Origin of the sequence: Shewanella avicenniae (assembly GCF_017354945.1) — a bacterium.
Lineage (GTDB): Bacteria > Pseudomonadota > Gammaproteobacteria > Enterobacterales > Shewanellaceae > Shewanella > Shewanella avicenniae.
This window is the reverse complement of sequence record NZ_CP071503.1, coordinates 2,177,024-2,202,618: the sequence shown is the minus strand read 5'-3', so window position 1 is coordinate 2,202,618 and position 25,595 is coordinate 2,177,024. Positions and strand designations below refer to the sequence as shown.

Annotated in this window: 24 protein-coding genes; 7 read left to right on the top strand and 17 right to left on the bottom strand. The window is 46.0% G+C overall.

The features are described from left to right. Nucleotides 1–36: 36 nt before the first annotated feature. Nucleotides 37–2,043 (bottom strand): methyl-accepting chemotaxis protein, encoded by a 2,007-nt coding sequence (locus JYB87_RS18925; protein ID WP_207353316.1) that lies wholly within the window; start codon nt 2,041–2,043, stop codon nt 37–39. A gap of 152 nt (nt 2,044–2,195) precedes the next feature. Then, complete coding sequence (locus JYB87_RS09720; RefSeq protein ID WP_207353315.1) at nt 2,196–3,089, bottom strand: LysR family transcriptional regulator; 894 nt, start codon at nt 3,087–3,089, stop codon at nt 2,196–2,198. A 104-nt stretch (nt 3,090–3,193) separates the two neighbouring features. Here JYB87_RS09720 and JYB87_RS09715 point away from each other — a divergent pair, with 104 nt between their 5' ends. Further along, nucleotides 3,194–4,318, top strand: a complete 1,125-nt coding sequence (locus JYB87_RS09715; protein WP_324032158.1) for an S-(hydroxymethyl)glutathione dehydrogenase/class III alcohol dehydrogenase — start codon at nt 3,194–3,196, stop codon at nt 4,316–4,318. Between the two features lie 11 nt (nt 4,319–4,329). After that, nucleotides 4,330–5,166, top strand: coding sequence for an S-formylglutathione hydrolase (gene fghA, locus JYB87_RS09710; protein ID WP_324032647.1), 837 nt, complete (start codon nt 4,330–4,332; stop codon nt 5,164–5,166). A 37-nt stretch (nt 5,167–5,203) separates the two neighbouring features. Here the strand turns inward: fghA and JYB87_RS09705 are convergent, their stop codons facing one another. The 4 genes from JYB87_RS09705 to ppsR all read right to left on the bottom strand — a co-directional run bounded on the left by JYB87_RS09705 (nt 5,204) and on the right by ppsR (nt 8,762). Further along, nucleotides 5,204–5,869, bottom strand: coding sequence for a response regulator transcription factor (locus JYB87_RS09705; protein WP_207353313.1), 666 nt, complete (start codon nt 5,867–5,869; stop codon nt 5,204–5,206). Nucleotides 5,870–6,027: 158 nt separating this feature from the next. Then, complete coding sequence (locus tag JYB87_RS09700; RefSeq protein WP_407695844.1) at nt 6,028–6,492, bottom strand: acyl-CoA thioesterase; 465 nt, start codon at nt 6,490–6,492, stop codon at nt 6,028–6,030. Nucleotides 6,493–6,713: 221 nt separating this feature from the next. After that, entirely contained in the window at nt 6,714–7,772 is a 1,059-nt protein-coding gene (locus tag JYB87_RS09695; RefSeq protein ID WP_207353311.1) for a 3-deoxy-7-phosphoheptulonate synthase, read from the bottom strand. Between the two features lie 177 nt (nt 7,773–7,949). Then, nucleotides 7,950–8,762: a posphoenolpyruvate synthetase regulatory kinase/phosphorylase PpsR gene (ppsR, locus tag JYB87_RS09690; protein ID WP_207353310.1), complete on the bottom strand. Its 813-nt coding sequence runs from the start codon at nt 8,760–8,762 to the stop codon at nt 7,950–7,952. 125 nt (nt 8,763–8,887) lie between these two features. Between ppsR and ppsA the strand changes: the two genes are divergently transcribed. The 3 genes from ppsA to JYB87_RS09675 all read left to right on the top strand — a co-directional run bounded on the left by ppsA (nt 8,888) and on the right by JYB87_RS09675 (nt 14,992). Beyond that, complete coding sequence (gene ppsA, locus JYB87_RS09685) at nt 8,888–11,257, top strand: phosphoenolpyruvate synthase (RefSeq protein ID WP_207353309.1); 2,370 nt, start codon at nt 8,888–8,890, stop codon at nt 11,255–11,257. Between the two features lie 98 nt (nt 11,258–11,355). Then, on the top strand, nt 11,356–14,394 hold the full coding sequence (gene ydiJ, locus JYB87_RS09680; protein ID WP_207353308.1) for a D-2-hydroxyglutarate dehydrogenase YdiJ: 3,039 nt from the start codon (nt 11,356–11,358) through the stop codon (nt 14,392–14,394). 178 nt (nt 14,395–14,572) lie between these two features. After that, nucleotides 14,573–14,992, top strand: coding sequence for a MarR family winged helix-turn-helix transcriptional regulator (locus JYB87_RS09675; RefSeq protein ID WP_207353307.1), 420 nt, complete (start codon nt 14,573–14,575; stop codon nt 14,990–14,992). Between the two features lie 87 nt (nt 14,993–15,079). On the opposite strand, the gene JYB87_RS09670 is transcribed toward JYB87_RS09675, so the two are convergent. After that, a complete protein-coding gene (locus JYB87_RS09670) occupies nt 15,080–15,412 on the bottom strand; it encodes a hypothetical protein (protein WP_207353306.1) in 333 nt (110 codons plus the stop codon). A 170-nt stretch (nt 15,413–15,582) separates the two neighbouring features. Next, nucleotides 15,583–16,620, bottom strand: coding sequence for a Glu/Leu/Phe/Val dehydrogenase dimerization domain-containing protein (locus tag JYB87_RS09665; RefSeq protein ID WP_207353305.1), 1,038 nt, complete (start codon nt 16,618–16,620; stop codon nt 15,583–15,585). Nucleotides 16,621–16,829: 209 nt separating this feature from the next. On the opposite strand from JYB87_RS09665, the gene JYB87_RS09660 reads away from it, so the two are divergent. Beyond that, nucleotides 16,830–17,276: a DUF4826 family protein gene (locus tag JYB87_RS09660; protein WP_207353304.1), complete on the top strand. Its 447-nt coding sequence runs from the start codon at nt 16,830–16,832 to the stop codon at nt 17,274–17,276. A gap of 66 nt (nt 17,277–17,342) precedes the next feature. On the opposite strand, the gene rnt is transcribed toward JYB87_RS09660, so the two are convergent. After that, nucleotides 17,343–17,999 carry a ribonuclease T gene (rnt, locus tag JYB87_RS09655; RefSeq protein WP_207353303.1) on the bottom strand — a complete coding sequence of 219 codons (657 nt, stop codon included), beginning with the start codon at nt 17,997–17,999 and terminating at the stop codon, nt 17,343–17,345. A 143-nt stretch (nt 18,000–18,142) separates the two neighbouring features. Between rnt and JYB87_RS09650 the strand changes: the two genes are divergently transcribed. Continuing rightward, complete coding sequence (locus JYB87_RS09650) at nt 18,143–19,015, top strand: flagellar protein MotY (protein ID WP_207353302.1); 873 nt, start codon at nt 18,143–18,145, stop codon at nt 19,013–19,015. Nucleotides 19,016–19,093: 78 nt separating this feature from the next. On the opposite strand, the gene JYB87_RS09645 is transcribed toward JYB87_RS09650, so the two are convergent. From JYB87_RS09645 to ptsP, 8 genes are all read right to left on the bottom strand, one after another. After that, a complete protein-coding gene (locus JYB87_RS09645; RefSeq protein WP_207353301.1) occupies nt 19,094–19,321 on the bottom strand; it encodes a DUF2897 family protein in 228 nt (75 codons plus the stop codon). A gap of 66 nt (nt 19,322–19,387) precedes the next feature. Further along, nucleotides 19,388–20,119 (bottom strand): 3-deoxy-manno-octulosonate cytidylyltransferase, encoded by a 732-nt coding sequence (gene kdsB, locus JYB87_RS09640; protein ID WP_207353300.1) that lies wholly within the window; start codon nt 20,117–20,119, stop codon nt 19,388–19,390. 142 nt (nt 20,120–20,261) lie between these two features. Then, a complete protein-coding gene (can, locus tag JYB87_RS09635) occupies nt 20,262–20,885 on the bottom strand; it encodes a carbonate dehydratase (RefSeq protein WP_207353299.1) in 624 nt (207 codons plus the stop codon). Between the two features lie 127 nt (nt 20,886–21,012). Next, entirely contained in the window at nt 21,013–21,732 is a 720-nt protein-coding gene (locus JYB87_RS09630; RefSeq protein ID WP_207353298.1) for a M15 family metallopeptidase, read from the bottom strand. Next, nucleotides 21,732–22,862: a succinyl-diaminopimelate desuccinylase gene (gene dapE, locus JYB87_RS09625; RefSeq protein ID WP_207353297.1), complete on the bottom strand. Its 1,131-nt coding sequence runs from the start codon at nt 22,860–22,862 to the stop codon at nt 21,732–21,734. The genes JYB87_RS09630 and dapE overlap by 1 nt, the downstream gene beginning before the upstream one ends. Next, nucleotides 22,859–23,215, bottom strand: a complete 357-nt coding sequence (locus JYB87_RS09620) for an ArsC family reductase (RefSeq protein ID WP_207353296.1) — start codon at nt 23,213–23,215, stop codon at nt 22,859–22,861. The genes dapE and JYB87_RS09620 overlap by 4 nt, the downstream gene beginning before the upstream one ends. Nucleotides 23,216–23,285: 70 nt before the next feature. Beyond that, nucleotides 23,286–23,795: a PTS glucose transporter subunit IIA gene (gene crr / locus JYB87_RS09615; RefSeq protein WP_207353295.1), complete on the bottom strand. Its 510-nt coding sequence runs from the start codon at nt 23,793–23,795 to the stop codon at nt 23,286–23,288. Between the two features lie 84 nt (nt 23,796–23,879). Beyond that, a complete protein-coding gene (gene ptsP / locus JYB87_RS09610) occupies nt 23,880–25,595 on the bottom strand; it encodes a phosphoenolpyruvate--protein phosphotransferase (RefSeq protein WP_207353294.1) in 1,716 nt (571 codons plus the stop codon).

Genomic DNA, 25,595 nt, shown 5'->3' with positions numbered 1-25,595 from the left:
GCTTTAGCGTAGTTTGAATTGAAGGAGTCGTTAATGCTATGTCTCATGAAAAGTGGCTAACTCCGTCAGCGTTTCAATCAACTGAGTTTCATCTTCAATATCTTGCATCTGCTGGTGGATTTGTTCGGCCTTGGCAACGTCTTCTTCAGCTAATGCTGCAGCTTCGCGCGAAGTGTCCGACAAGTGTGTGAGTTCAACGCTTAGTCGTTGTGAATCGTGCTCTATCGTTGTGAGCACTTGGTTGATGCTATCAATTGCCACTGAGATACCAGAAATTGAGCTCGATACACTTTCAATCGTTTGGCCCGTCTCTTTAACGCTGGTTTGAGTGCGTTGTGATAGCGCTCGGACTTCATCAGCGACCACTGCAAATCCGCGTCCTGCTTCCCCTGCACGCGCAGCTTCAATGGCAGCATTCAGTGCAAGTAAGTTGGTTTGTTCAGCAATGCCGCTGATTGATTGAATAATATTAACGATTCTATCAGCGCTACCTTTCAATTCGGTCATTCCGGAGGTGAGACTTTGGCGCTGAGCTTGTTGTTGCGCTATCTGCTTCATAAACAGTGTGAATTGTTCGCCCAGATCGACTTGCCGTAAAGCCGACTCATTGGATTGTGATGCAATCACTCTCAGTTGTTCAGTTGAGGCTTGCAGTAGCGGATGTACTTTACCCATCTGTGAAATAAGGTTTTGCTGTAAATGATTAATCCGCTCAAGACTGACTTGGCGTGTATGCAGGTGATAACTCGAAAACGACGCCAAATAAAACGGATAGTTGTCAGCGTATTCATCAAAAAATTTGATGCCTGCGGGAACTTCAAAAAATGCCACTGATGTGATGGTTTGGTTTTGGTGTAGCCCAAGAAATTCGCCAAAGGTGGAGAAGCCAGACAGGCAAACATCATTAAAGGTACTGACTTTACTGAGACTGCCGCTGTTGTTTAGCCGTCTTAAAATACAATCATTGGCCAACATGGCTACCGGTTTGCCTGGTTTGCCCTGCATAAATTTTTGATAATCGTCAGCGGTTGCTTGGGCAAAATCTCTGGCTTTTACCAGCAGCAGCTTTTCACCAAATGCCATGTCGCTAAAGAAGCTAATACTGCCATCATCATTAATTGCTGCGACTGAACGAATAAAAATGTTTTGTTCAATTTCAATCCCGAAGGAATGACTGTTAAGCCGTTCGCCGAGTTGTGCAGCACTGCATTTAAAATGCTTTGTGAGTGCTTCGACAGGCGTTACAAGGTTCATTTGGGCATCTAACACGCTATGAAGTTTGCGGGTTAAAGGATCAAAACGTGCCACGTCAAAACTGGTACCGGTTGGCTGGAAGTTATGGCTTTTCATAATACCGAAGCGATAACCATCAGCGATTTTACAGAAACACAATAACGCTTTGTTGCTGAGCATTTCACCGTCAAGCGCAATATCCGCCGCTTTAAAATCCAGTTTGCCACCAGCGCTACCACCGATGAAATAACAGGGGAAGCGCCGTGTTTTGTAAAGTGCTTGAGTAAAGAAGTCTTCGCTCGCAGTTAAACCGTCAAAGTAGGTGAGGGTGAGGGTAGTTTTACTGCCGATATCGAATGGCACTTGGATACGTTTTAAATCAGCAGCGATTTTTTCAATACGTTGTTTGGGCGATAAACTTGGTCGCCCTGCACGCATATCTTCACTGTAAAGTGGCACTGAATGCAGTGAAGTTTGGCGGATGATGCGCTTAGAAAAAGCATGCAATACCACGCTATCCCAACTGGTCGGGGTATCATGATAAAGCTGCTTACCACCACCAAGCTCACCAGCGGTCATAATCGAAATCACGTGCTCTGCCCACGGCATTGCTTGCTTAAGCTTGTGACTTATCCTTAGAAAATCGCAGTGGGGGGAAATATAAGCGATAACCAACGCTGTTCCATCCGTTAATTTGAAATCGGTTAGGTTGGCTTCGTTAATATCGCTACTGGAAATGGTTCGACTGATAGACACGGCTGCTTTTGCCGCATGTTGCGTGGCTTGTAATTGTTTTCGCCCGAAGAACATAGCAATGACCTCGTTTGGGTTGCTTTATGAGCACCTTGTTCAATTAGCGCTATTTCTTTGATATCAAGATTAAAATAGCTTGCTAATTGAATATAGTCAGTCATTGAAAAAACGCCCAATAGCGGATTCGAGAATCAGGCTAAACTTTAGTGTTATTCGAGCACTTGTAGTGTTTTGTGCTTTAGTCCTTTTTCTAAATGGGTAAGTAACATGCTGACTTTTGGAGATAGTTGGCGATTGTGAGGATATAAGCCCCATACGCCTTCAGATGGGCCTCGATATTGGCTGAGCACTTCCACTAACTTGCCTTGTGCTAAATCTTGCGCCACATAGTAGTCAGGCAGTAGCGCCAATCCTAACCCTTTGCGTACTGCATCTAGCACGCCCATTCCTGAGTTACAGACGTAATTACCATTTACTTTGAGCGTTTTTTCATTGCCATTTTCACTCATGCGCCAATAGGGGGTATTGCCCACTAAACAGTTATGTTGAGAAAGCTCAGACAGCGTATGCGGCGCACCATAATGCGCCAAATATGCTGGAGAGGCGCACACATAATTGCGACGGCTGGCGAGGCGCTTGGCAATAAAGGATGAGTCATCTAACTTCCCAAGTCGCACCGCAAGATCGATTCCGCTATCAATCAAATCTAGTGTTTTATTGGTGAGCACAATCTCGATGTTCAGTTTGGGAAACTGTAGTTGAAAGTCGTTGAACAGCGGTACCAAAAACTGTTCGCCATAAGTGACTGGGGCGGTAACCCTCAGTTGCCCTTGCGGTTCGCGCTGTAACGAGCCCAATGCGCGTTCAGCTTCTTCTATCCCATCTTGTAAGGTACGGCAGTGACTGTAATAAAGCTGACCTTCGTTAGTTAAGCTAACCTTTCTGGTGGTGCGGTAAAACAGCTTGCTATTAAGCCGTTGCTCTAATGCGGCGATTTGCCGGCTCACTTGGGCTGAAGAGATACCTAGCCGTGATGCCGCTGCAGTAAAACTTTGTAATTCTGCAACGGCAATGAATTCAGGAAGACCATTCCAAGGGTTCATTATTACATCTGTGTAAAAGTGTATTGCTAAAAAGTGAGATTATCACCTGCATGTAACTAATTACAATGTTTTGCGAGTTAATCACAAGCTGAAGGGATCAGAGAATGACTGAAAAATTTATTAAGTCGCGCGCTGCAGTCGCGTGGGCCGCTGGCGAACCACTGAAAATTGAAGAAGTGGACGTTATGATGCCAAAGGCCGGCGAAGTGCTGGTAAAAATTGTGGCGACCGGTGTTTGCCACACTGATGCATTTACCCTGAGCGGCGATGACCCAGAGGGTGTATTCCCTGCAATTCTAGGTCATGAAGGCGGCGGTATTGTGGAAGCTGTGGGCGAGGGCGTGACTTCTGTTGCTGTGGGTGACCACGTTATTCCGCTGTATACCGCAGAATGTGGTGAGTGTAAGTTCTGTAAATCAGGCAAAACCAATCTGTGTTCGGCAGTACGTGCTACTCAAGGTAAAGGTTTGATGCCAGATGGTACAACCCGTTTCTATAAGGACGGTAAACCAATCTTCCATTACATGGGCTGCTCTACCTTCTCTGAATACACTGTGTTACCAGAGATCTCATTGGCTAAAGTGAATAAGTCTGCACCACTGGAAGAGATCTGCTTGTTAGGTTGTGGGGTTACCACAGGTATGGGGGCGGTAATGAACACCGCCAAAGTAGAAGAAGGCGCTACTGTTGCTATCTTCGGTCTGGGTGGTATCGGTCTGTCAGCGATTATTGGCGCGACGATGGCAAAAGCTGGTCGCATCATTGGTATTGATTTGAACGAAAGCAAATTTGAACTGGCGAAAAAGCTGGGCGCGACCGATCTGATCAATCCGAAAAACTATGACAAGCCAATTCAAGATGTAATCATTGAGCTGACTGACGGTGGCGTAGATTATTCATTTGAATGTATCGGCAACGTAAACGTGATGCGTTCTGCACTAGAATGTTGTCACAAAGGTTGGGGCGAATCAGTGATCATCGGTGTTGCGGGTGCAGGCCAAGAGATCTCAACTCGTCCATTCCAACTGGTCACAGGTCGCGTTTGGAAAGGCTCTGCTTTTGGCGGTGTTAAAGGTCGTTCACAACTGCCTGGCATCGTTGAACAATATTTGGCAGGTGAATTCCAATTGAATGACTTCATCACCCACACTATGCCACTGGAAGATATCAACGAAGCCTTTGAGCTGATGCATGAAGGTAAGAGCATTCGCAGCGTTATCCACTATTAATAGAGGAGCGACTGATAATGGAAAATATCAGTAGCAATAAGATGTTTGGTGGCTGGCATAAGCAATACACTCATTTTTCAAATGTGTTGAATTGCCAAATGCGCTTTGCGATTTATTTGCCACCGCAAGCGAATGATAAGCCAGTGCCAGTGCTTTATTGGTTGTCGGGCTTAACTTGTACTGATGAAAACTTCATGCAAAAAGCTGGTGCACAACGTGTAGCTGCTGAGCTGGGTATGGCCATTGTCTGCCCTGACACTAGTCCGCGCGGTGAAGGTGTCGCGGATGATGCAAACGGTGCTTATGACTTTGGCCTCGGTGCAGGCTTTTATCTGAATGCCACCGAGCAGCCTTGGGCCAAACACTACCAGATGTATGACTATGTGGTAGATGAATTGCCTAAGCTGATTGCGCAACACTTTCCGGTGACTGAGCAAAAGGCGATTGCTGGCCATTCAATGGGCGGGCATGGCGCGCTGACGATTGCGCTTAAAAATCCGGGAATGTTTGTCAGTGCATCTGCATTTGCGCCGATCTGCCATCCTAGCCAATGTCCATGGGGGCAAAAAGCCTTTGCTGGCTATTTAGGCTTGGATCGTGAGCAGTGGAAACAGTATGACACCGTCGAGTTGATTAAATCAGGAGCAGCCCCGCTGCCGATGAAGGTTGATCAAGGTGAGGCTGATAACTTTTTAGCGGAACAGTTGCTGCCAGAAACGTTGGTGGCAGCAGCAACACTGGCAGATTTCCCGTTGGATTATCAAAGTCATCCAGGATATGACCACAGCTACTTCTTTATTGCGAGTTTTATCGAAGAGCATTTGCGCTTCCATCGCCAATATTTGTAGTCCAATAAAAACGCCCCAATCTGGGGCGTTTTTGCTGTTAACCGATTTCGACTTTGTCCATGTCGAGCTGCTGTAGCGCGATAACGGCCTGAGTTCGATTACGCACGCCTAACTTTCTAAAAATTGCAGTCGCATGAGCTTTAATGGTTGCTTCTGATACACCTAGGTCGTAAGCAATCTGCTTATTGAGCATACCTTCTGCAAACATCTGTAACACCTTGTATTGTTGTGGTGTTAGCTCAGATAATTTACCTGCAATTTTTTCAGAACCACCGTCTTCATCGATATCTACTAATTCAACACCTTCTGGTAACCAAATGTCCCCCATCAATACATCATTAATGGCTTCAGAAAATGTTTCCATCGACGCGGATTTAGGAATAAATCCGGCACTACCATAGTGAATTGCTTTACTAATAGTAGTGGCGTCTTCGTGGGCAGAAATCACAATTACCGGTAATTCAGGAAAATGAGAGCGCAAATGGATTAAGGTTGAGTACCCGTGAGATCCTGGCATTTGCAGATCGAGTAATACTAAATCACACGCTTGCCCATCATTCTCGAGTAAATGCTGCAGTGCATCGGCACTGTCCGCTTCAAACCAAACGGTATTGGCAAATGCAGGCGACAAAGCTTGTCGCAACGCATTTCTAAATAATGGATGGTCATCAGCAATAATAATTTTTAAGTTTTCTGGCTTCATGGCATTTATCGTATGTTGTTCTGCTCATTGAAGGGATTTCAATGTAACAGAAAAATGCAGCTATATCCTATTGCTTTTGAGTAATTTGCACAACTTTCACTCTGTCAGCTTTAAGACTTTAGTCGAGATTAACAACCATTAAAAGCGATTATTGCAATTTAATTTAATTCAGGTAATTCAAATAAATTGTCAGTTAATACCTTCGTTGGTTTCAATTCACTGTCGACAGCTACCATGGTGAACACACCTCTTATGGCATGCTCACGATGATCTCTGTGCATGTCTTCAACATAAATGTTTACTTCAACTTTCATTGAGGTCTTGCCCACATAAATGACACGTGCAATCAATTCGGCCATGGTGCCAGCAGGGATCGGCTTTTTAAAATCAATTTTATCACTGCTCACGGTGACAATTGGTTTACGACAAAAACGCGTTGCAGCGATAAAGGCAGTTTCATCCATCCACGCCAGCGCTTCGCCGCCAAAGAGGGTGTTGTGGTTATTTAGAATGGCGGGAAACACAGCCTTAATGACGCGTGATTCAGACATATCCATTCGCTGACGAATAACATCTTCTCGGTGGCGGTGCAGAGTTTGCTCGGCGGAAGGGGTTGAGGAGATAACTGCGCTGTCTAACATGCTGATTTCCTTATCGGATAGTAACCAATGTGATCTATGTCACTATCATACTAAAGTTCAATGCGGCATGTGCTAAAGATTAGATGCAAAAAGCTGGGTAAATCTATCGAAAAGAGTGCAGATAATTGGAATATAGAACAATTAGCTAACAAAAAGGCAGCGAAATATGCTGCCTAAGTGACGATGGCGAGTAAAACACTCGACTAGCTTTTTTGCATCCGTTGGCGTGATGCAGCGGCTAACTTATGCAGTAATGCTTCTGAGTCTGCCCAGTTGATACAGGCATCGGTGATACTTTTACCATATTGCAACGCTTGCCCTGGGATCGCTTGTTGATTGCCTTCTTCAATAAAGCTCTCAATCATCACCCCAGCAATATCATTTGAACCATCGATGATCTGCTGCATCACATCATCTGCCACAGCTAATTGATTGCGGTGTTTCTTTTGGCTATTGCCATGACTGAAGTCGATCACTAAACCAGCATGAATACCCACGCTCTTTAAATGTTCACTCGTAGCAGTCACATGTTCTGCTTGATAGTTTGGCTCTTTACCACCACGTAAAATAATGTGGCCGTAGGGATTACCATGGGTGCGGTATACCGACATCACACCATCTTTATCGGGCGAATAGAAGATGTGCGAGGCGCGGGCAGCACGCACAGCATCTACTGCAATACGAATATTACCATCAGTACCATTTTTAAAACCGACAGGGCAAGACAGTGCTGATGCCATTTCACGATGGATCTGGCTTTCTGTGGTACGTGCACCAATTGCACCCCAGGTAATTAAGTCGGCAATGTACTGACCGTTGACCATATCTAAAAACTCAGTGGCAATAGGCAGTTTTAACTCGGTGATCTCTTGGAGTAACTTACGCGCTAATCTCAAGCCTTTATTTGGGCTAAAGCTACCATCTAAATCAGGATCTGAAATCAAGCCTTTCCAACCGACAATGGTTCGTGGTTTCTCGAAATACACCCGCATCACAATGCACAAATCTTGTTTGAGTTGTTGGTGCAGTTTTGTAAGGCGTTTGGCGTAGTCAATAGCTGCGTCAGTATCGTGAATAGAGCAAGGACCAATAATCACTAACAGGCGTTTGTCTGTTCCTTCAATAATGGCTTCTACTTCGCGACGCTGTTGCACCAGATAATCGGCTGCTGCTTTGGTTAACGGGTATTCGGCGGATAACTGTGAGGGTGTAATTACATTACACAGCAAATCAGATCGTAGCTCATCGGTTTTTATAGTCATTGGTACTGTACTACCGGAATTCAATCTAGGCGATATGGGGAATAATGGCTCGATTATACCGAATTGAGACCGGTAGCGCAGCGAAAAATCGAGCGCTACCGTTAATTGTATTATTTTATGAACAATGTTGAGCTATTACTGGTTCTTCTACTATATATAGCTGCGATATTGGGGCCGTTAGAACATGTGCCGTTCTAGCCCTGCAACGTCCAAAATTTTGGTGGCAATCTCTTCGACAGATTGATGTGTAGTATCGATATAAGGGATACGTTCTTTCTTAAAAAGCATCTCTACTTCTTTTACTTCTAAACGACATTGGCGTAGCGAAGCATAGCGACTATTTTCCAAGCGACTCTCACGGATCTCATGTAACCGCACGGGATCAATGGTTAAGCCGAACAATTTATGTTTGTTGCGCTTTAAGATGTCAGGCAGTTTGAGGTTGTCGATATCTTCTTGAATGAAAGGGTAGTTGGCGGCCTTAATCCCGAACTGCATTGAAAGGTACAAACTGGAAGGCGTCTTACCACAACGTGATACGCCGATGAGAATAATATCGGCCTTGTCCATATGTTTTAGGGTCTGCCCATCATCGTTCTCCATAGCGAAATTTATCGCATCAATCCGCGCATCGTAGCTCGCATTTAACATGCTATGTGTGCGATGCATGGTTGGCAGCGCTTGAACGCCTAATTGTTGTTCGAGCGGCGTCACAAAAGTGTTCAAAAAATCGTAATCAAGCCCTTCGCTGGAGTAAATAATGTCGCGGATCTCGGATTTTACGATGGAATGGAACACTAAAGGCCGCTGACCTGTTGTAATAAAACTATCATTTATTTGTTTTTTTACAGCTTCCGCTCTGGCGATTGTTTCGACGAAAGGAATCGTAACTGAATCAAATTTAAGCGGAAATTGTGATAAAACCGCATGGCCGAACACCTCTGCTGTAATGGCTGTTCCGTCAGAAATATAGAAAACTTTCGGTGTCATATCGACCTCTTGTAGTAATAAAATTACAAATAAAATTATGCATTTACGCTCATATTTGTGAAGTGTAAAATGCTTAAGCCCACTTTTAAAAGGGCTACTTAAAATAAACTTGCGGAGATAGAACTGTGCAGCAATATGTACTCTGGTATCAGGAATTAGGCATGGAAGATGTCAACAAGGTGGGCGGTAAAAACGCTTCCCTTGGTGAGATGATTAGTAACCTGGCCAACGCCGGTGTTCAAGTACCCGGTGGATTTGCGACTACTGCTTATGCCTTCAACGAGTTTTTAGAGCAAAGCGGCGTTAACCAGAAGATATATGAAATCCTTGACACACTGGATGTGGACGATGTCAACGAGTTGGCAAAAGTTGGCGCACAGATCAGATCATGGATCATCGACACCCCATTCCAAGCTGACCTCGAAATAGCGATTCGAGAAGCCTACGAACAATTATCTAGCGAAACAACCGACGCATCTTTTGCGGTACGTTCATCTGCTACTGCAGAAGACATGCCTGATGCATCATTCGCTGGTCAACAAGAAACTTTCTTGAACGTGAAAGGTTTTGATGCGGTGTTAGTGGCGATCAAACACGTATTTGCGTCACTGTTTAATGACCGTGCAATTTCTTATCGTGTTCACCAAGGCTATGACCATCGCGGTGTTGCGTTGTCAGCGGGTGTGCAACGTATGGTGCGTTCAGACAAAGCATCTTCAGGCGTAATGTTCAGTATCGACACTGAGTCTGGCAACGACGAAGTTGTGTTTATCACCTCTGCATACGGTTTGGGTGAAATGGTCGTTCAGGGCGCTGTTAACCCTGACGAATTTTACGTACACAAGCCAATGTTGAATGCTGGCAATCAAGCGGTTGTTCGCCGCAACATTGGTAGCAAGCTTATCCAGATGGTTTACTCCGCAGACCAGTCTCACGGTAAGCAAGTTAAAATTGAAGACGTTGAACCTGCAAAACGTCGTCAATTCTCTATCTCTGACGAAGAAGTGATGGCGCTGGCTAAGCAAGCGTTGATCATTGAAAAGCATTACGGCCGTCCGATGGATATCGAATGGGCTAAAGATGGTAACGACGGCAAGCTGTACATAGTACAAGCACGTCCAGAAACTGTGCGTTCACGTGAAGATGTGCAAACCATCGAACGTTACCACCTGAGAGAAAAAGGCGAAGTGATCGCTGAAGGCCGTGCAATTGGCCATAAGATTGGTTCAGGTACTGCCAAAGTACTTAAGTCTCTGGATGAAATGGATAAGATCCAACCAGGTGACGTACTAGTAACAGATATGACCGACCCAGATTGGGAACCTATCATGAAGCGTGCCAGCGCCATTGTGACCAACCGTGGTGGCCGTACCTGTCACGCGGCGATTATCGCTCGTGAACTAGGTGTGCCAGCAGTCGTGGGTTGTGGTGATGTAACTGACCGTATCCAACATGGTCAGGAAGTTACCGTGTCATGTGCTGAAGGTGATACTGGTTATATCTACCAAAACAAACTGGCATTTGACATGGTGTCTAGCCGTGTGGATTCAATGCCTGAATTGCCGATGAAGATTATGATGAACGTCGGTAACCCAGACCGCGCCTTTGACTTCGCTCGTCTGCCGAGTGCAGGTGTGGGTCTGGCGCGTCTTGAGTTCATCATCAACCGTATGATCGGTATTCACCCGAAAGCCTTGCTTGAATTCGACCAACAAGATGCTGCGCTGCAAGCTGAAATCACCGAGATGATTGCAGGGTATGAATCGCCAGTTGAATACTACATTGCGCGTCTGGTAGAAGGTATTGCTTCAATCGCTGCAGCCTTCTATCCGAAGAAAGTTATCGTACGTATGTCTGACTTCAAGTCTAACGAATACGCTAACTTGGTCGGTGGTGATCGCTACGAACCAGACGAAGAAAACCCAATGTTGGGCTTCCGTGGTGCCAGCCGTTATATCTCTGAATCATTCCGCGACTGTTTCGCTCTGGAATGTGAAGCGATTAAGCGCGTGCGTAACACCATGGGGCTGACCAACGTTGAAGTGATGATCCCATTCGTTCGTACACTGGACGAAGGCCGTAAGGTTATCGAGCTGCTCAAAGAGCAAGGCTTGGAGCGCGGTAAAGATGGCTTACGCGTGATCATGATGTGTGAAGTACCGTCAAACGCATTGCTGGCGGAAGAGTTCCTGGAAATCTTCGACGGTTTCTCTATCGGTTCTAACGACTTGACTCAGCTGTCTCTCGGTCTTGACCGTGATAGTGGCATTATTAGCCATCTGTTTGATGAACGTAACGCTGCAGTTAAAAAATTGTTAGCCATGGCAATTAAAGCTTGTAAAGAGAAAGGTGCATATGTAGGCATCTGTGGCCAAGGCCCTTCAGACCACGCTGATTTCGCTGCATGGCTGGTAGAGCAAGGCATCGACACTGTTTCATTGAACCCTGATACAGTGATTGATACATGGCTTTATTTAGCAGAAGCGCACGGTTAATCACTTCACAATATTAATACACTGTTAAAGAAGCCGCTTTTTAGCGGCTTCTTTTTGTTTATAATGCTGCCAAAACAGAACATGACAGTGAGAGATAAATGTTACCCCTGCTATCCCATCAACAGGTCTTAGAACCTGTCTATCTTGATTACATGAGTGCCTTGGAAGCCGCAGGATTTAGCGGCGATATCGACACTCGATACAGTGCGCGTTTGGCTCAGGCAACTGATAATTCGATTTATCAATTCTTGCCGCAGGCGGTGATTTATCCTAAAAATTCTGAAGATGTCGCATTAGCGTTGCGTGTGGCTGCGCGACCAGAGTTTGAAAAAGTCGTGTTCAGCGCCCGTGGTGGTGGTACTGGCACCAACGGTCAAGCGTTGACTCACGGTATTGTGCTCGACTTGAGCCGCCATATGAATCGTATTCTGGAAATCAACCCTGAACAGCACTGGGTAAAAGTTGAAGCTGGGGTGATCAAAGATCAACTCAACGATGCCTTGCGTCCTCACGGTCTGTTTTTTAGCCCAGATTTATCTACCTCAAACCGCGCAACGCTTGGTGGCATGATCGCCACAGATGCGTCCGGTGCTGGCTCTTTAGTGTATGGCAAAACCTCCGATCATGTGATGGCGTTAAAAAGCGTGCTGGTGGATGGTAGTACCTTAGCGTCAGATGACATCGATGCGGCCGCATTACCCGATGGCAGTGCATCACTCGGCGATAAAATTACTGCCGAAGTGGCGAAGCGCTGTGCCGATAAACGTCAGTTAATTCTTGAACGTTTTCCCGAGATGAATCGTTTCTTAACCGGTTACGATCTTAAGCATGTTTGGAATGATGATCTGACTAAGTTCAATTTGAGCCGCATTCTCACCGGCGCAGAAGGAACGTTAGCGGTAGTTACCGAAGCTAAGTTGCATGTTATGCCGCTGCCGAAAACACGCTTGATGGTCAACATTAAGTACGACAGTTTTGAATCGGCATTACGTCATGCGCCAGATTTGGTGAAAGCTAATGCGACCGTAGTAGAAACCGTTGATTCAAAAGTATTGAATTTAGCTCGTGAAGACATTATCTGGCATTCAGTGTCTGCGCTAATCCAAGACGTACCGGGTAAAGAGATTGACGGCCTCAACATGGTTGAGTTCGCTGGCGAAGAACAAGACGTTGAACAGCGCGCCGAATTGCTGTGTAAGGTACTAGAACAGCAGATCACGAACAGTGAAAAAGGCGTCGTTGGTTATCAACTGACCCGCGACAATGGCTCGATCTCAAAAATTTACGCCATGCGTAAAAAGGCCGTGGGGCTGCTTGGTGCGACTAAAGGCCGCCGTAAGCCGATTGCCTTTGCTGAAGACACCGCGGTGCCACCTGAATCGTTGGCGGACTACATCATGGAGTTCCGCGCATTACTCGATAGTCATAACTTACAGTATGGTATGTTTGGCCACGTAGATGCTGGAGTACTGCACGTACGTCCTGCGCTCGATATGTGCGATCCGCAAGATGAAAAGCTACTCAAGCAAGTTTCCGACGAAGTCGCTGCGTTAACTCGTAAGTACGGTGGCTTGATGTGGGGTGAACACGGCAAAGGCGTGCGCGGTGAATATGGCCCAGCAGTATTTGGCGAGGAACTCTATAGCGAACTCGAAGAGATTAAAACCCTGTTCGATCCGCAAAACCGCCTTAATCCGGGCAAATTGGTTGCGCCGAAAAACAGTGGTCCGTTGCTTTACAATGTCGACAGTACCAAGCGCGGCAAGTTTGATCGGCAGATCCCCGTGAACATCCGTGACGCGTTTCCCGATGTAATGGATTGTAACGGCAACGGGTTGTGCTTTAACTACAGCCGTTTTTCGCCAATGTGCCCATCATTTAAGGTGACCGGCGACCGTATTCATTCGCCTAAGGGGCGTTCAGGTTTGATGCGTGAGTGGCTACGACTGTTAGAAGCTGAAGGCGTTGATATTAACGCGCTCGCGAAAGCGAAGCCGGTGAGTATATTCCAGCGTATTCAAAACACCCTGAACAAAGATAAAGAATATGACTACTCCCATGAAGTCATGGAGTCGATGAAAGGCTGTTTGGCCTGTAAAGCGTGTTCAGGCCAGTGCCCAGTTAAAGTTGATGTGCCTAAGTTCCGCGCACAGTTCTTTAGCATGTATTACACCCGCTATATGCGCCCAGCAAAAGACTATCTCGTTGGTACGATTGAAGACTCAGTGCAACTGATGGTCAAAGCGCCTAAATTGATGAATTTTGCGGCGCAAAACGGTGTAAGTAAATGGGTGATCAAAAAGGCTTTGGGTTACGTAGATGCGCCAGCGTTATCCGTTCCGACATTGAGCCAGATGTTAGACGCGCATCATAGCCGTGGTTATGACTTAGAAGCACTGAAGCGGATTCCGCAGCAGGAACGTGATCAATATGTGCTGGTGGTTCAAGACCCATTTACCAGTTTCTATGATGCCGAGTTGGTGTATCACTTTATCCGTCTAGTCGAGCAGCTTGGCTACAAACCGGTGTTGCTGCCGTTTAAGCCGAACGGTAAGCCAGCGCATATCAAAGGTTTCCTTGATAAGTTTGCGCGGATTGCTAAAAATGCATCGGATTTTCTTAATCAGGTCGCGGAACTTGGCATGCCGATGGTTGGTGTTGACCCTGCGTTGGTGTTGGTATATCGCGATGAATATAAGTTCGCTTTGGGAGCGGGGCGCGGTAACTTTGATGTAATGCTGTCTAACGAATGGCTATTGCAACAGTTTGATAAGCTACCCGAGCTGCCACAAAGTGGCCGCAAGTTCACCTGGTTTAGTCACTGTACTGAATCCAGTGCTAAACCGAGTACACCGAAAGATTGGCAAAAAATCTTTGCCCGTTTCGGCGCGGAACTCGACAGCATTAACTTAGGCTGTTGCGGTATGGCAGGTACTTATGGCCATGAGGTGGAGAACCTAGAACGTTCCAAGGCCTTGTACCAAATGTCGTGGGAACAGGCGATCAACACCATTCCACACGAGGAAATTTTGATCTCTGGTTATTCGTGTCGTAGCCAAGTCAAGCGGCTTGAAGGCTTTAGAGCCAAACATCCTATCGAAGCGCTATTGGCGTTGTCACATCAAGCGAAGCAATAACACTTCAGCAAAAAAGAGACCTTCGGGTCTCTTTTTTCATGGCCAATCGAAAAATTTAATTCCCGATAAAACATTGCTCTAGAAAAATTTTAGCGAAAGTTAATGGTTCTTCTCGTGCAAAATTGCAGCAGTGGTAGTATTAATAAGTAAAGCAGGCCTGAATGACGGGAGGTATTAGTTGAACCGAGATGAAAGTTTGGGTTATTTAGTCGCTCACCTAAACCAAGAGATTCAGAATGAGTTGGATGCTCGCCTGCAGCTTTATCAGATTGACATTAAGCTGTGGCCGGTATTGTTCGCTTTATTGCAAGAAGAGGGTATTAGCCAAACGGAGCTTTCAAAACGTTGTGATGTTGCCAACTACACTATGACCCGCTTACTGGATCAGTTGCAGGCTCAAGAGTTGATTGTGCGTCATCAGGAAGAAGATAACCGTCGAACCTTTCAAATTTTTCTGACGCCGCAAGCAAAAGCGATGGAACACGATTTGATCCGCGAGGCGGAACGCGTCAACGAGATGTATCTTGGCAAACTGGATGAGGATGAGCGCTGCGTACTTATGGCGTTACTCAAAAAGGTAAACCGAGAAGAAAAGTGAGCTAGAAGCTCACTTTTTTATGTCTGAATTCAAGTGGTTATATTGCGCATACAAGACACTCGATGATGCAATTATTGCCACACAGCTTCAAAGAGTGAATAGCACCAAACATGACACGCAAGTAATAATCGCCATCTGCAAACCTAAATGCAGATGATGGTTACTCAAGTGTTTTAAGCTTGTGATGAGTTCATTGCGACGATAGATGCGGCAGATGGTTTGCTCCCCATTAGCATCTGTTAGTAACTGCAATTTACAGTTATCACCATTGGTAAGCTCAAATTCATGTTCGCTCTGCGGCGCAAAATTAAACTTGCGCGACACTGTCTTACCGTTCACGGTAAGGTGCTCTAATCCAGTCCAATCACTCGCGCAAAACTCAACTTTATGGTGAGCTACATCATAACTGAATCTGACCATATCATCTGTCCATAGCGGCTGCTGATACTCTAGAGTCAAGCAGACAGAGGTTAAAATAGCCACCTTGATGATGTGAATTTTATGTTAAAAAAATGCATGTCAGTATCACTATTAACAATTTTTCTGGTCAGTCCAGTTGTGACAAAGTCTCTATTTAGCTCTAATAAACATTAGCTTTTAGCGTTATTGATGATGGCTTTGGCCATTTCATCCGCCACTTCTGAAGTCGTACGATTTTGCGCATCGGCAACGCTGAAAATTTGAGTCAAGGTGTGATATATCTGTTCAACCTTGGCGATGGATTTGTCTTTATCGTAATGATTCTCAAAAGAAACATTGATGATGCCGCCAGCATTAATCACGTAATCTGGCGCATACAAAATCCCAGACTGCTTCAGTTGTTCCGCGTGATGCGCTTGAGCCAGCTGGTTATTTGCACAACCTGCAACAATGCCGGCCTTCAACTGTGGAATGGTGCTGTCATTCAAGGTCGCGCCCAGTGCACAAGGTGCATATACATCTACCTCTTGGCAATAGATCTCTTGTGGCGCAACGATCTGCGCGCCAAATTCATGCTGTGCACGGTCTAGCGATTGCTGATGGATATCTGTTACGAGCAGTTGCGCGCCTTCTTGATGTAGATAGCGGCAAAGGTAGTAACCCACATGCCCAACACCTTGAACAGCGATTTTAAGTCCTTCTAGACTATCAACACCCAACTTATGTTTAGCCGCGGCTTTAATGCCTAAATAGGTACCGAGTGCGGTAAATGGCGATGGGTCACCACTTTTGCCTTCCAGTCCTGCGACATAAGCGGTTTCACCACCAGCAATACTGATGTCGGCTGGCGTTGTGCCCACATCTTCAGCGGCATAATAGCGTCCACCTAAACTGTTCACAAAGCGACCAAAGGCTTTAAACAATGCCGTGCGGTCAGTGGTATTTTTAGGGTCGGCAATAATCACTGATTTGCCGCCACCCATTTCCAGCCCTGCGAGGGCATTCTTATAGGTCATCCCCTTAGATAGGCGCAATACATCATTCAATGCTTCTTCGTCAGAGTGGTAGTTCCACATACGACATCCGCCAAACGCAGGGCCGAGATTAGTGTTATGAATGGCGATGATCGCCTTTAGGCCACTGTGTTTATCATGACAAAATACCACCTGTTCATGTTCGTCGAAGGATATATGATTAAATACCGCCACAGAAAGTCTCCGTTTGTTGTTAAATTTTTCCCGGAATAGGGCTGTTGACTTGAGCTAATATGTGCGGAACGATAGCATCTAGTTTTGCCATCAACCAATCGCTGTACTGATTCAGTTGTCGCTAAAGCTGGAAATTTTGCTTTCCATTTTGCAACATCAGTAACCGTTGACCTGATTTCTATAACAACAATGACAAACAAGGAAGCCATATGACCGAAGCATCGGCCACGACAGAAGCGCCTGCATTTACCGAAGCCCAACTACAAGCGTGGGTTCGGGAACAATATCAAAAGGCAAATAAGTTCTTAGCTGAGAAGGGCATTATTCCCACTAAAGTGATCACGGCTGAAAGTCGTTATCTTGCTCCTTACGTTGCGGTGTGGAAGCTCGAAGCGAATCATCCAACAAAAGCAACTTACTGGGTTATTTCAGGTGATTTACCAACGGATGTGATCAACGTTAATGCCGCAAAAGATGCGCGTGATGTTATTCGCCATTTTTCATTGGCTTGGCAGTTAAAGGCCGAAAATTTGATTCAATCTGGTGCGGTAAAGGACGAAACCCAACGTCAGTTTGCCAATCTCTTAATCTCTCGTGCTCAGAGTTTGTTTCAGTTGCATGAGCAAGAAGCATTATGGCAGCTGCAACCTGCCTAAGTTCATCAACGAAAACACCCGCTTTAAGCGGGTGTTTTTATTTGCGGGCTAGTCAGTGCAGCAGAGTTAGTCTTCAATAGTCTCTTCTATATCAGCAACAACAGGCCAGCCACCGAGTACTTTCCACTTATTGACGATCAAGCAAAACAGTTCAGCTGTACGTTCAGTGTCATAGAGTGCTGAATGCGCTTCACGATTATCAAATGGAATGCCAGCGATAGCACATGCCTTGGCAAGTACGGTATGTCCTAACGCTAAGCCAGCGAGGGTAGCGGTATCAAACGTAGCAAATGGGTGAAAGGGCGAACGCTTTAGATGACAACGTTCAATCGCTTTACTGACAAAACCATGATCAAAGGCGGCGTTGTGCGCCACAATAATGGCGCGGTGGCAATCAAACTGCTTTAAGTTTTTCTTAACCGCTTTACAGATTTCTTTGAGCGCTTCTTCTTCGGAAACGGCACCGCGCAACGGATTGCTTGGGTCAATCCCATTGAACGCTAACGCCTCAGGCTCTAGGTTAGCGCCTTCAAACGGTTCAATATGAAAATGCAGAGTGCGATCAATTTGCAAGTTACCATCTTCATCCATCTTTAATAAGGTGGCGGCGATCTCTAATAGCGCATCGGTTTGAGCGTTGAATCCGGCGGTTTCGACATCAATAACAACAGGGTAGTAACCGCGAAAGCGATACTTTAATTGATTAGCTTCAGTGGGATTCATTCGCGACCTCTGGATTTTTTAACGGCGGCTATTATCCTAAATCCCATCACCAGTGTCATGTTTGATTGGTTACTTTTACAGCTAAAGAATCAATAAAACTGGCCGATAAAAGCTCGAATGAACATATTTTCTGGAGTTTTCGCATGTGGCGTCACGTGATATTGCTGTCTTTGCTCGTGCTTCCTTGGCATGCAAATGCTGAGTTACGTCACTATGTCGCGTCACTTGAGCAATCTCAATGGCGGATCAGTACCAGTTCGCCACTGCAATGTACGCTCGAACATGACATCCCTGCCTACGGCAAAGCGGTATTTACCAGTACCTCTGGTAAAGAGATGAATTTGCAGTTTACCTTAGACATGTGGCAAAAGCCTGACGCGGTAACCGATGCTAAATTACTCAGCAAAGCACCAGCATGGCGCCCAGGTGAAATGTCACGCACCTTGATGAACCTGCATTACAAGAGATATTTCAACGGAGAAGTGCCCAAAAAAACGGCCTGGGCGATGTTAAATGAATTAGAGCGGGGAATGGAACCTACCTTCTATTACCGCGATTGGAATGATAGCGTCAGTAACGTGGCGGTTGGCCTATCTGCGGTAAACTTCCAACAAGAATACGTTCAATTTCGCCAATGTATGGCGGGATTGTTGCCGTACGGATTTGATGATATTGCATTTACCGTGTTGAATTTTAAAGAGGGTACATCGGAGTTGACCAAGTATTCTCAGATGCAGCTTAAACGTGTTGAGGCCTATCTACAGTACGACAAAAATATCGAGCTAGTGCTAATAGATGGCTACGCTGACAGTTATGGCTCAAAAAATGTGAATAAGCGGGTATCAATCCAACGCGCAGAACAGCTAAAAGATATTTTGGTACAACAAGGTATACCGTCTGAGCGTATTCAAACCGCTGGTCATGGTGAAGACCGCCATGTAGCGTCGAACATTACGTCCGATCAACGTACGGTTAACCGGCGAGTGGTGATCCGTATGTCGAAAGATGTCGAGTAATCGCCGCCACTAAAATGAACAAAAGCCGCCAACTATGGCGGCTTTTGTGTTGCTAACGGCAATTAGTTAACTCGCTAATTAAAAGCCTTTTGGCTCTTCATCATCGTCATCATAACTTGACTGCGCTTTGCTGTTATTGGCCGCACTGTCGTTAGGCTTAACTTTGGCGTTTTGCTGTTCATCGTTTTTTTGCTTATCGCCAAACTGTGGCATTTTGAACTTTGCACTGTATTTCAGCACGGCCAAGTTACTGAAAATCACCCCAACCACTAACAAAATGATAAGTATCGCTTCCACGTTTGACATGTGCTTTCCTTAGTCCTTGTTGGGCAACGTTAATGACAGATCAAAATTATTCACAGCACAACTTTATTAATCCATTAAACGTTCGCAACGTGCAACGTCTTCAGGCGTGTCGACCTCGGTTGAGTTGAATTTGCTAAAGGCTAACTTAATCCGATGTCCATGCTCTAACGCGCGCAACTGTTCTAGCTTTTCAAGTTGCTCTAGGCGGCCCATTGGCAGTGCTGCGAACGTTTTAAGAAAGCGGCAAGTATAGGCGTAAACACCTAAGTGCTTATAAATCGGATATTCGCTGCAATCGCGACCAAAAGGAATTGGCGAACGAGAAAAATAAAGCGCAAACATGTCGTTATCAAATACTACTTTCACTTGGTTAGGATCGAGTGGGTCGTCATTCTCACCGAATTGGTACGCCAGTGTAGCCATCTCAAATTGATTCGGCGCTTGTTTAAACAGCGTAGCCAACTGCTCCAAGGAGTCTGGATCTGCTAAGGGTTGATCACCTTGTAAGTTGATGACCAGATCTTCATCAGCTAATCCCAAGTGGGCAATCGCTTGGTTAATGCGATCGGTACCAGAGGCGAGATCAGAGGTGGTCATCACCACGTTCCCGTTAAAGCCGGTCACGGCTGCTGCAATTCGATCATCATCGGTGGCAACGTAAATCTCATCAATGCCTTGCGCCAACTGAGCACGTTCGTAAACGCGCTGGATCATCGGTTTACCTTTGATCATTGCCAGAGGCTTTCCGGGAAAGCGAGATGAACCGTAGCGAGCAGGGATGATCAAGATAACTTTCATTGTGCGTTCCTAGTAAATCGAGAAATTTTTCGGCGCTATCTTACCATGCCCATTGGCTAAAACACGGGTGTGATAACGAAAAATTATCGACAACTATAAATAACAAAGGCCGGTAAACACCGGCCTTTAAAAACAAATTTACTTAGAGTGCTGCTTGCTGTTGGCGCCACAATTCGCCATCAACCGCAACATCAAGATCGGTTAATAAGCCGTTTTCGATGCTGTACAACCAACCATGAATCGCCAGTTCTTGACCACGTTCCCAAGCGTCTTGAACAATGGTGGTGCTGACCACGTTGGAAACTTGCTCGATAACGTTCAACTCACACATACGATCAAAACGCGCTTTTTCATCAAGTTGTTCGAGTTCTTCGCTATGAATGCGGTGAATGTCGCGTAGATGACCGAGCCAGTTGTCGATTAAGCCATGGCGACTGTTAGACAGCGCCGCTTTCACACCGCCACAACCATAGTGGCCGACCACCATAATGTGTTTCACCTTCAGCACATCGACAGCGTACTGCAATACCGAAAGGCAATTTAGATCTGTATGGATCACTAAGTTAGCGATGTTGCGGTGAACAAATACTTCGCCGGGCAATAAATCGATAATTTGGTTGGACGGAACGCGGCTATCAGAACAACCAATCCACAGGTATTCTGGATTTTGTTGTTTGGCTAACGTGCCAAAAAATTCTGGGTTTTCGCTGCGAATCCGTTCGGCCCAACGACGATTATTATCAAACAGTTGTTTTAGCAGTCTCATGTCCTTTAAGCCTTTACTACAGGGCGCGATTGCCCAATCTTTGGCGATGATACCAGACGCTGTTCTGTGTCTGGTACAACCTTTGCGGGGGGATGTGATCTATTAAGAGGCTAATTGCCTCTATTTATCAAGCATCTGTTGTGACAATGGTAGGTGAGGGCGCGACTGTATGTACATAGCGTTGAACTAGAAAGTTTAGCTGAGACACCACTGTATCTTTTAAAGCAATCTCACTGCTGCTCAGTAACTTAGCTAAGGCCGGTGACGAGTACTGTTGTTGTAGGCGATTAGCTACAGGAAAATAGCTAAAATGCCAAAGTTCCTCGGTTGTGCCGCTCAACCCTTGTCGAAATGGGCGATAAAAGCCAAATGTTGCGGCATTTTCTTCGAGCCATAAATAGCTTTGATGGCATGGGCCGTTGGGCTGATATTCGCTGTTAAGCAACTGCAATTGTTGGCGACCAATGGCACTGCCATCAAATAGGTCAAGATCGGTACCCCAATGATGACGGGACATTCCAGGAATTGCTGACCACAGCAGAAGGGTGTTTAACAAGTTCTCGTCACTGAGCGTGTTTACATCAACTGGCAATGAATCTGCATTCAGCAATGGCCGCTTACCTGTCGCCTTGTTGTTCCAGATGCGGCATTGATGCTCAAATGCACGAAAGGCGGAGCAGATATTCAGTTGAATACCATCTTGAGCCGCAGCGGACTTCATGCGAACAAAAGCCGCAAGGGTTTGCGGCTCAAGTAGTAACACTTTACCATCGTCATCGGTAAAGGCCGACATGGCGGGCTCATCAAGTCCCAATAGTTGTTGCTCTAGCACCGAAAATTGAGCCATTAGCACAACAATTTTTCCAGAATACGCTGATAGCACTGTGCCAATAGCTCAAGATCGGCCACAGACACACATTCGTTGACCTTATGGATTGTTGCATTGACGGGACCAAGTTCAATCACTTGCGCACCGGTCGGGGCAATAAAGCGCCCATCAGACGTACCCCCTGAGGTTTGTGCATCGGTGTTTACCCCGGTTGTTTCAAAAATCGCTTCACGGGTTGCATCTAATAAAAGACCTTCGCCCGTTAAAAACGGTAAGCCGTTGAATACCCAATTAATCTCATAATCTAACCCGTGGGTATCTAAAATATGCTCCACTTTGCTAATCAACAGTTCCGCGGTAACTTCGGTTGAATAACGGAAGTTAAACATCACTTGCAGTTCACCGGGAATCACATTGGATGCGCCGGTACCGCCATTGATATTGGCGATTTGAAAACTGGTCGGTGGGAAAAACGCATTGCCATTATCCCACGTCGTAGCTGCAAGTTCAGCAAGCGCAGGTGCGGCCTTATGGATTGGGTTTTCTGCCAGATGCGGGTAAGCCACATGGCCTTGAATCCCTTTCACGGTGAGGTTGCCGGTCAAACTGCCGCGACGGCCATTTTTGACGATATCACCCAGTTTATGGGTGCTAGAGGGTTCACCCACCAACGCCCAAGTCATTTTTTCGTTGCGAGCCTCTAAGGTATCGACTACGCGCGGCGTACCATTGATAAACGGTCCTTCTTCATCACTGGTGATCAAAAATGCAATGGAGCCTTTATGATTGGGATGCTGGGCAACAAACCGCTCAACCGCAACGACCATCGCTGCCAACGAGCCTTTCATATCAGCTGCGCCGCGACCGTGCAGATAACCATCAATCACCGTCGGGGTAAACGGAGGGGTATGCCAGCGGTTGAGATCGCCGGTTGGTACTACGTCGGTGTGCCCTGCAAAGCAAAATACTGGGCTTTCTGTGCCTTTGCGGGCCCACATATTGGTTGTGTCTTCAAACACCATTGATTCACAATTAAACCCGAGCGGTGCTAAGCGACTGGCCATCAGCGCTTGGCAACCTTCGTCAAGCGGTGTAACCGATGGACGACTAATCAGGTCAATAGCAAGGTCTAATACATCATTGGTCATTTGCAAAACCACTCCTTGTAAGCGGCTTCTTTAAAGCCAATCAGAATTCGGCTGCCGTCGGTCAGTACCGGCCGCTTGATGAGGGTCGGATTAGCTAACATCAATTGGCGCGCACTTTGGGCGTCGAGGCTGTTTTTTTGTTGGTCACTAAGTTCGCGATAGCTGGTTGAGCGCTTATTAAACAACGCTTCCCAGTCGGTGAGTGCCAGCCATGAATCGAGTTGTTCGGCAGACAAACCTTGCGCGCGGTAATCATAAAATTGGTAGGTGATCTGTTGGCTATCGAGCCAATTGACGGCTTTCTTAACTGTATCACAAACCTTAGGAGAGAGGCCGTAGAGCGTTGAAGACATGGAAAATCTGCTGCTGTCAAAATGATTAACGCAGTATAACAAAGGTGATCTAGTTCACCAATGTGTGTTGTTACACGTCGACAACGAAGATAACGTCTTTGCCTGCTTCGACAGTGCCTTGGCGTTTTTCCAAATTGCGCACATCTTCCATATTGGCCAACACAACTGGGGTCAATAAACTGCTCACTTGGTCTTGCAAGAACGCTAAGTCAAACTCGAGAATATGATCGCCTGCTTTTACTTGCTGGCCTTCTTGGGCTAAGCGTTTAAAACCTTTGCCTCTGAGCTCGATAGTGCCTACACCAAAATGCACGAACAGCTCTAAACCATGCGGCGATTCGATACTAAAGGCATGATTTGTTTCAAAAATTTTTCCAATCGTGCCATCAATAGGTGCGAGCATGTAGCAACCTTTAGGATTGATAGCTATGCCGTCGCCCACAATTTTTTCTGCAAATACCACATCGGGTACTTTTTCAATCGGCACGATTTCACCCGAAATCGGCGCATAAACTTTAATGCCACCTTCAATATTGGGTTGACCTGATACCAGGCGCCGAATTCGGCTAAGAAGTCCCATTGAAATAATGTCCTTGTGTAATTAAATTTCGAAGACTAACTAATTGTGTGACTTATTTGTTGTGTTCATTGTTAGCATACTGAATTAACTTGGTAACTTACAACTCACAAGCAAGGATTCGAGCTCATTTATTCTTGAACACGCCAGCGCTTGTCTAGCTAGATCACAAAATTCTTGATAGTTACCTTCACACAATAATGCTTTTACCTCGGGTACGGCGGCGGGGTTAATGCTTAACTCATCAAGTCCCATCCCCACGAGGATCGGTGCAATCCGTCGGTCACTGGCCATTTCACCACAGAGAGAACAACTTACCCCGGCATGTTTGGCGGCCTGAATTGTCATATTTATCAACTGCAATACTGCAGGGCAAAATGCCGGATAATTAGCTGCAAGCCCAAGGTTGGTGCGATCTGCGGCCAAGGTGTACTGCGCTAAATCATTGCTACCGATACTAATAAAATCAAGTTTGCCGAGCATGCTCGGTAAGTTAAGCACAGCTGCTGGTGTTTCGACGACAATACCCAACTGAAGTTCACCAAACTTTTTGCCCTCAAGCTGCAATTGCTGTTTACATAAGATCAATTCTGTTAATAATTCATCCAGCTCTTCTGGTTGAGTCACCATTGGAAACATCAGTCGCACTTTACCAAATTCCGCTACCCGCAACACTGCGCGTAACTGTGAACGCAATAATCCTTTATGTTGCAAAGAGTAACGCACTCCGCGCATACCGAGCGCTGGATTATCTTCGTGAGTGCCATGGGGCAGACAGGCAAATTCTTTGTCTGCACCAATATCGAGAGTGCGGATGGTGATGGTTTTGCCTTTAAGCAGATGCAGTGCTTCGTAATACTGAGTAAATTGCGCCTTTTCATCGGGCACTCGGGTTGCATCCATTAACAAAAATTCGGTTCGAAACAGGCCGATACCATCAATGCCGGTTTGCGTCAGGCGGGCGACATCGTTGATGGAAGTAATGTTGGCCATCAGTTGAATACGGTGATGGTCTCGGGTTTCACAGGCAAAATCTCGGTATTTCGATAGCGCATGGCGACGGTGATCATCTTGCTGTTTTTTTGCCATCAACTCCGCATAAGTCGCTGCATCAGGTGCAATATAGAGTTGACCACTGTAGGCATCAATAACAACGGGAATTCCTTCGGCAATTTGATTGAATTCAAAGCTACAAGACAATAGCGCTGGAATACCAGCAGCGCGCGCAAGAATTGCGGTATGGCTGGTTAACCCGCCGGTTTTTAACACAATCCCTTTTATACGGTCTAATGGCAGTTGAGCGAACTCGGACGGTGTTAAATCCTCAGCCAATAAAATAGAATCGGCTGGCAAGTTACCGAGGAGCTTACCACCAGCGCCGTTAATCACACTGATGATTCTTCGGCATAGGCTTTCAACGTCATCTGCGCGTTGCGCCATTAATGGATCATCTAATGCGGCTAATTCACTGGCATGGTGTAAAAATACCCGTTCAACTGCAGCCGTTGCCGAAAGTTGCAGGTCACGAATAAACCCGAGTATTTGCCCTGTGAGTTCAGGGTCTTGCAGCAGCAGTAGATCCGCTTCGATGAGCGCATAGTTATCGCTGTTAACATCGAGCTGGCCTAACGATTGTTCAAGTTGGTCGCAGTGCTGCTGAATCGCATCGGAGGCTTTACGTTGCTCGCTGGGAATGAGGTAAAGGGGGAGAAGGCGATAATCTAAACTGTTATCAAACGGTTCGAACAGAACGGTATTACCTTCTGCGATCCCGGTCGACACCGCAATACCTTTAACCTCCAT

What these genes read in the sequence shown, in the direction of transcription:
- JYB87_RS18925 (WP_207353316.1), bottom strand. Translation starts at nt 2,043, where the DNA reads ATGTTCTTCGGGCGAAAACAATTACAAGCCACGCAACATGCGGCAAAA.
- JYB87_RS09645 (WP_207353301.1), bottom strand. Translation starts at nt 19,321, where the DNA reads ATGTCAAACGTGGAAGCGATACTTATCATTTTGTTAGTGGTTGGGGTG.
- JYB87_RS09660 (WP_207353304.1), top strand. Translation starts at nt 16,830, where the DNA reads ATGACCGAAGCATCGGCCACGACAGAAGCGCCTGCATTTACCGAAGCC.
- JYB87_RS09630 (WP_207353298.1), bottom strand. Translation starts at nt 21,732, where the DNA reads ATGGCTCAATTTTCGGTGCTAGAGCAACAACTATTGGGACTTGATGAG.
- can (WP_207353299.1), bottom strand. Translation starts at nt 20,885, where the DNA reads ATGAGACTGCTAAAACAACTGTTTGATAATAATCGTCGTTGGGCCGAA.
- crr (WP_207353295.1), bottom strand. Translation starts at nt 23,795, where the DNA reads ATGGGACTTCTTAGCCGAATTCGGCGCCTGGTATCAGGTCAACCCAAT.
- ydiJ (WP_207353308.1), top strand. Translation starts at nt 11,356, where the DNA reads ATGTTACCCCTGCTATCCCATCAACAGGTCTTAGAACCTGTCTATCTT.
- JYB87_RS09720 (WP_207353315.1), bottom strand. Translation starts at nt 3,089, where the DNA reads ATGAACCCTTGGAATGGTCTTCCTGAATTCATTGCCGTTGCAGAATTA.
- JYB87_RS09670 (WP_207353306.1), bottom strand. Translation starts at nt 15,412, where the DNA reads ATGGTCAGATTCAGTTATGATGTAGCTCACCATAAAGTTGAGTTTTGC.
- JYB87_RS09715 (WP_324032158.1), top strand. Translation starts at nt 3,194, where the DNA reads ATGACTGAAAAATTTATTAAGTCGCGCGCTGCAGTCGCGTGGGCCGCT.
- ptsP (WP_207353294.1), bottom strand. Translation starts at nt 25,595, where the DNA reads ATGGAGGTTAAAGGTATTGCGGTGTCGACCGGGATCGCAGAAGGTAAT.
- JYB87_RS09620 (WP_207353296.1), bottom strand. Translation starts at nt 23,215, where the DNA reads ATGTCTTCAACGCTCTACGGCCTCTCTCCTAAGGTTTGTGATACAGTT.
- ppsR (WP_207353310.1), bottom strand. Translation starts at nt 8,762, where the DNA reads ATGACACCGAAAGTTTTCTATATTTCTGACGGAACAGCCATTACAGCA.
- kdsB (WP_207353300.1), bottom strand. Translation starts at nt 20,119, where the DNA reads ATGAAAGTTATCTTGATCATCCCTGCTCGCTACGGTTCATCTCGCTTT.
- rnt (WP_207353303.1), bottom strand. Translation starts at nt 17,999, where the DNA reads ATGAATCCCACTGAAGCTAATCAATTAAAGTATCGCTTTCGCGGTTAC.
- JYB87_RS09695 (WP_207353311.1), bottom strand. Translation starts at nt 7,772, where the DNA reads ATGACTATAAAAACCGATGAGCTACGATCTGATTTGCTGTGTAATGTA.
- JYB87_RS09705 (WP_207353313.1), bottom strand. Translation starts at nt 5,869, where the DNA reads ATGAAGCCAGAAAACTTAAAAATTATTATTGCTGATGACCATCCATTA.
- dapE (WP_207353297.1), bottom strand. Translation starts at nt 22,862, where the DNA reads ATGACCAATGATGTATTAGACCTTGCTATTGACCTGATTAGTCGTCCA.
- JYB87_RS09650 (WP_207353302.1), top strand. Translation starts at nt 18,143, where the DNA reads ATGTGGCGTCACGTGATATTGCTGTCTTTGCTCGTGCTTCCTTGGCAT.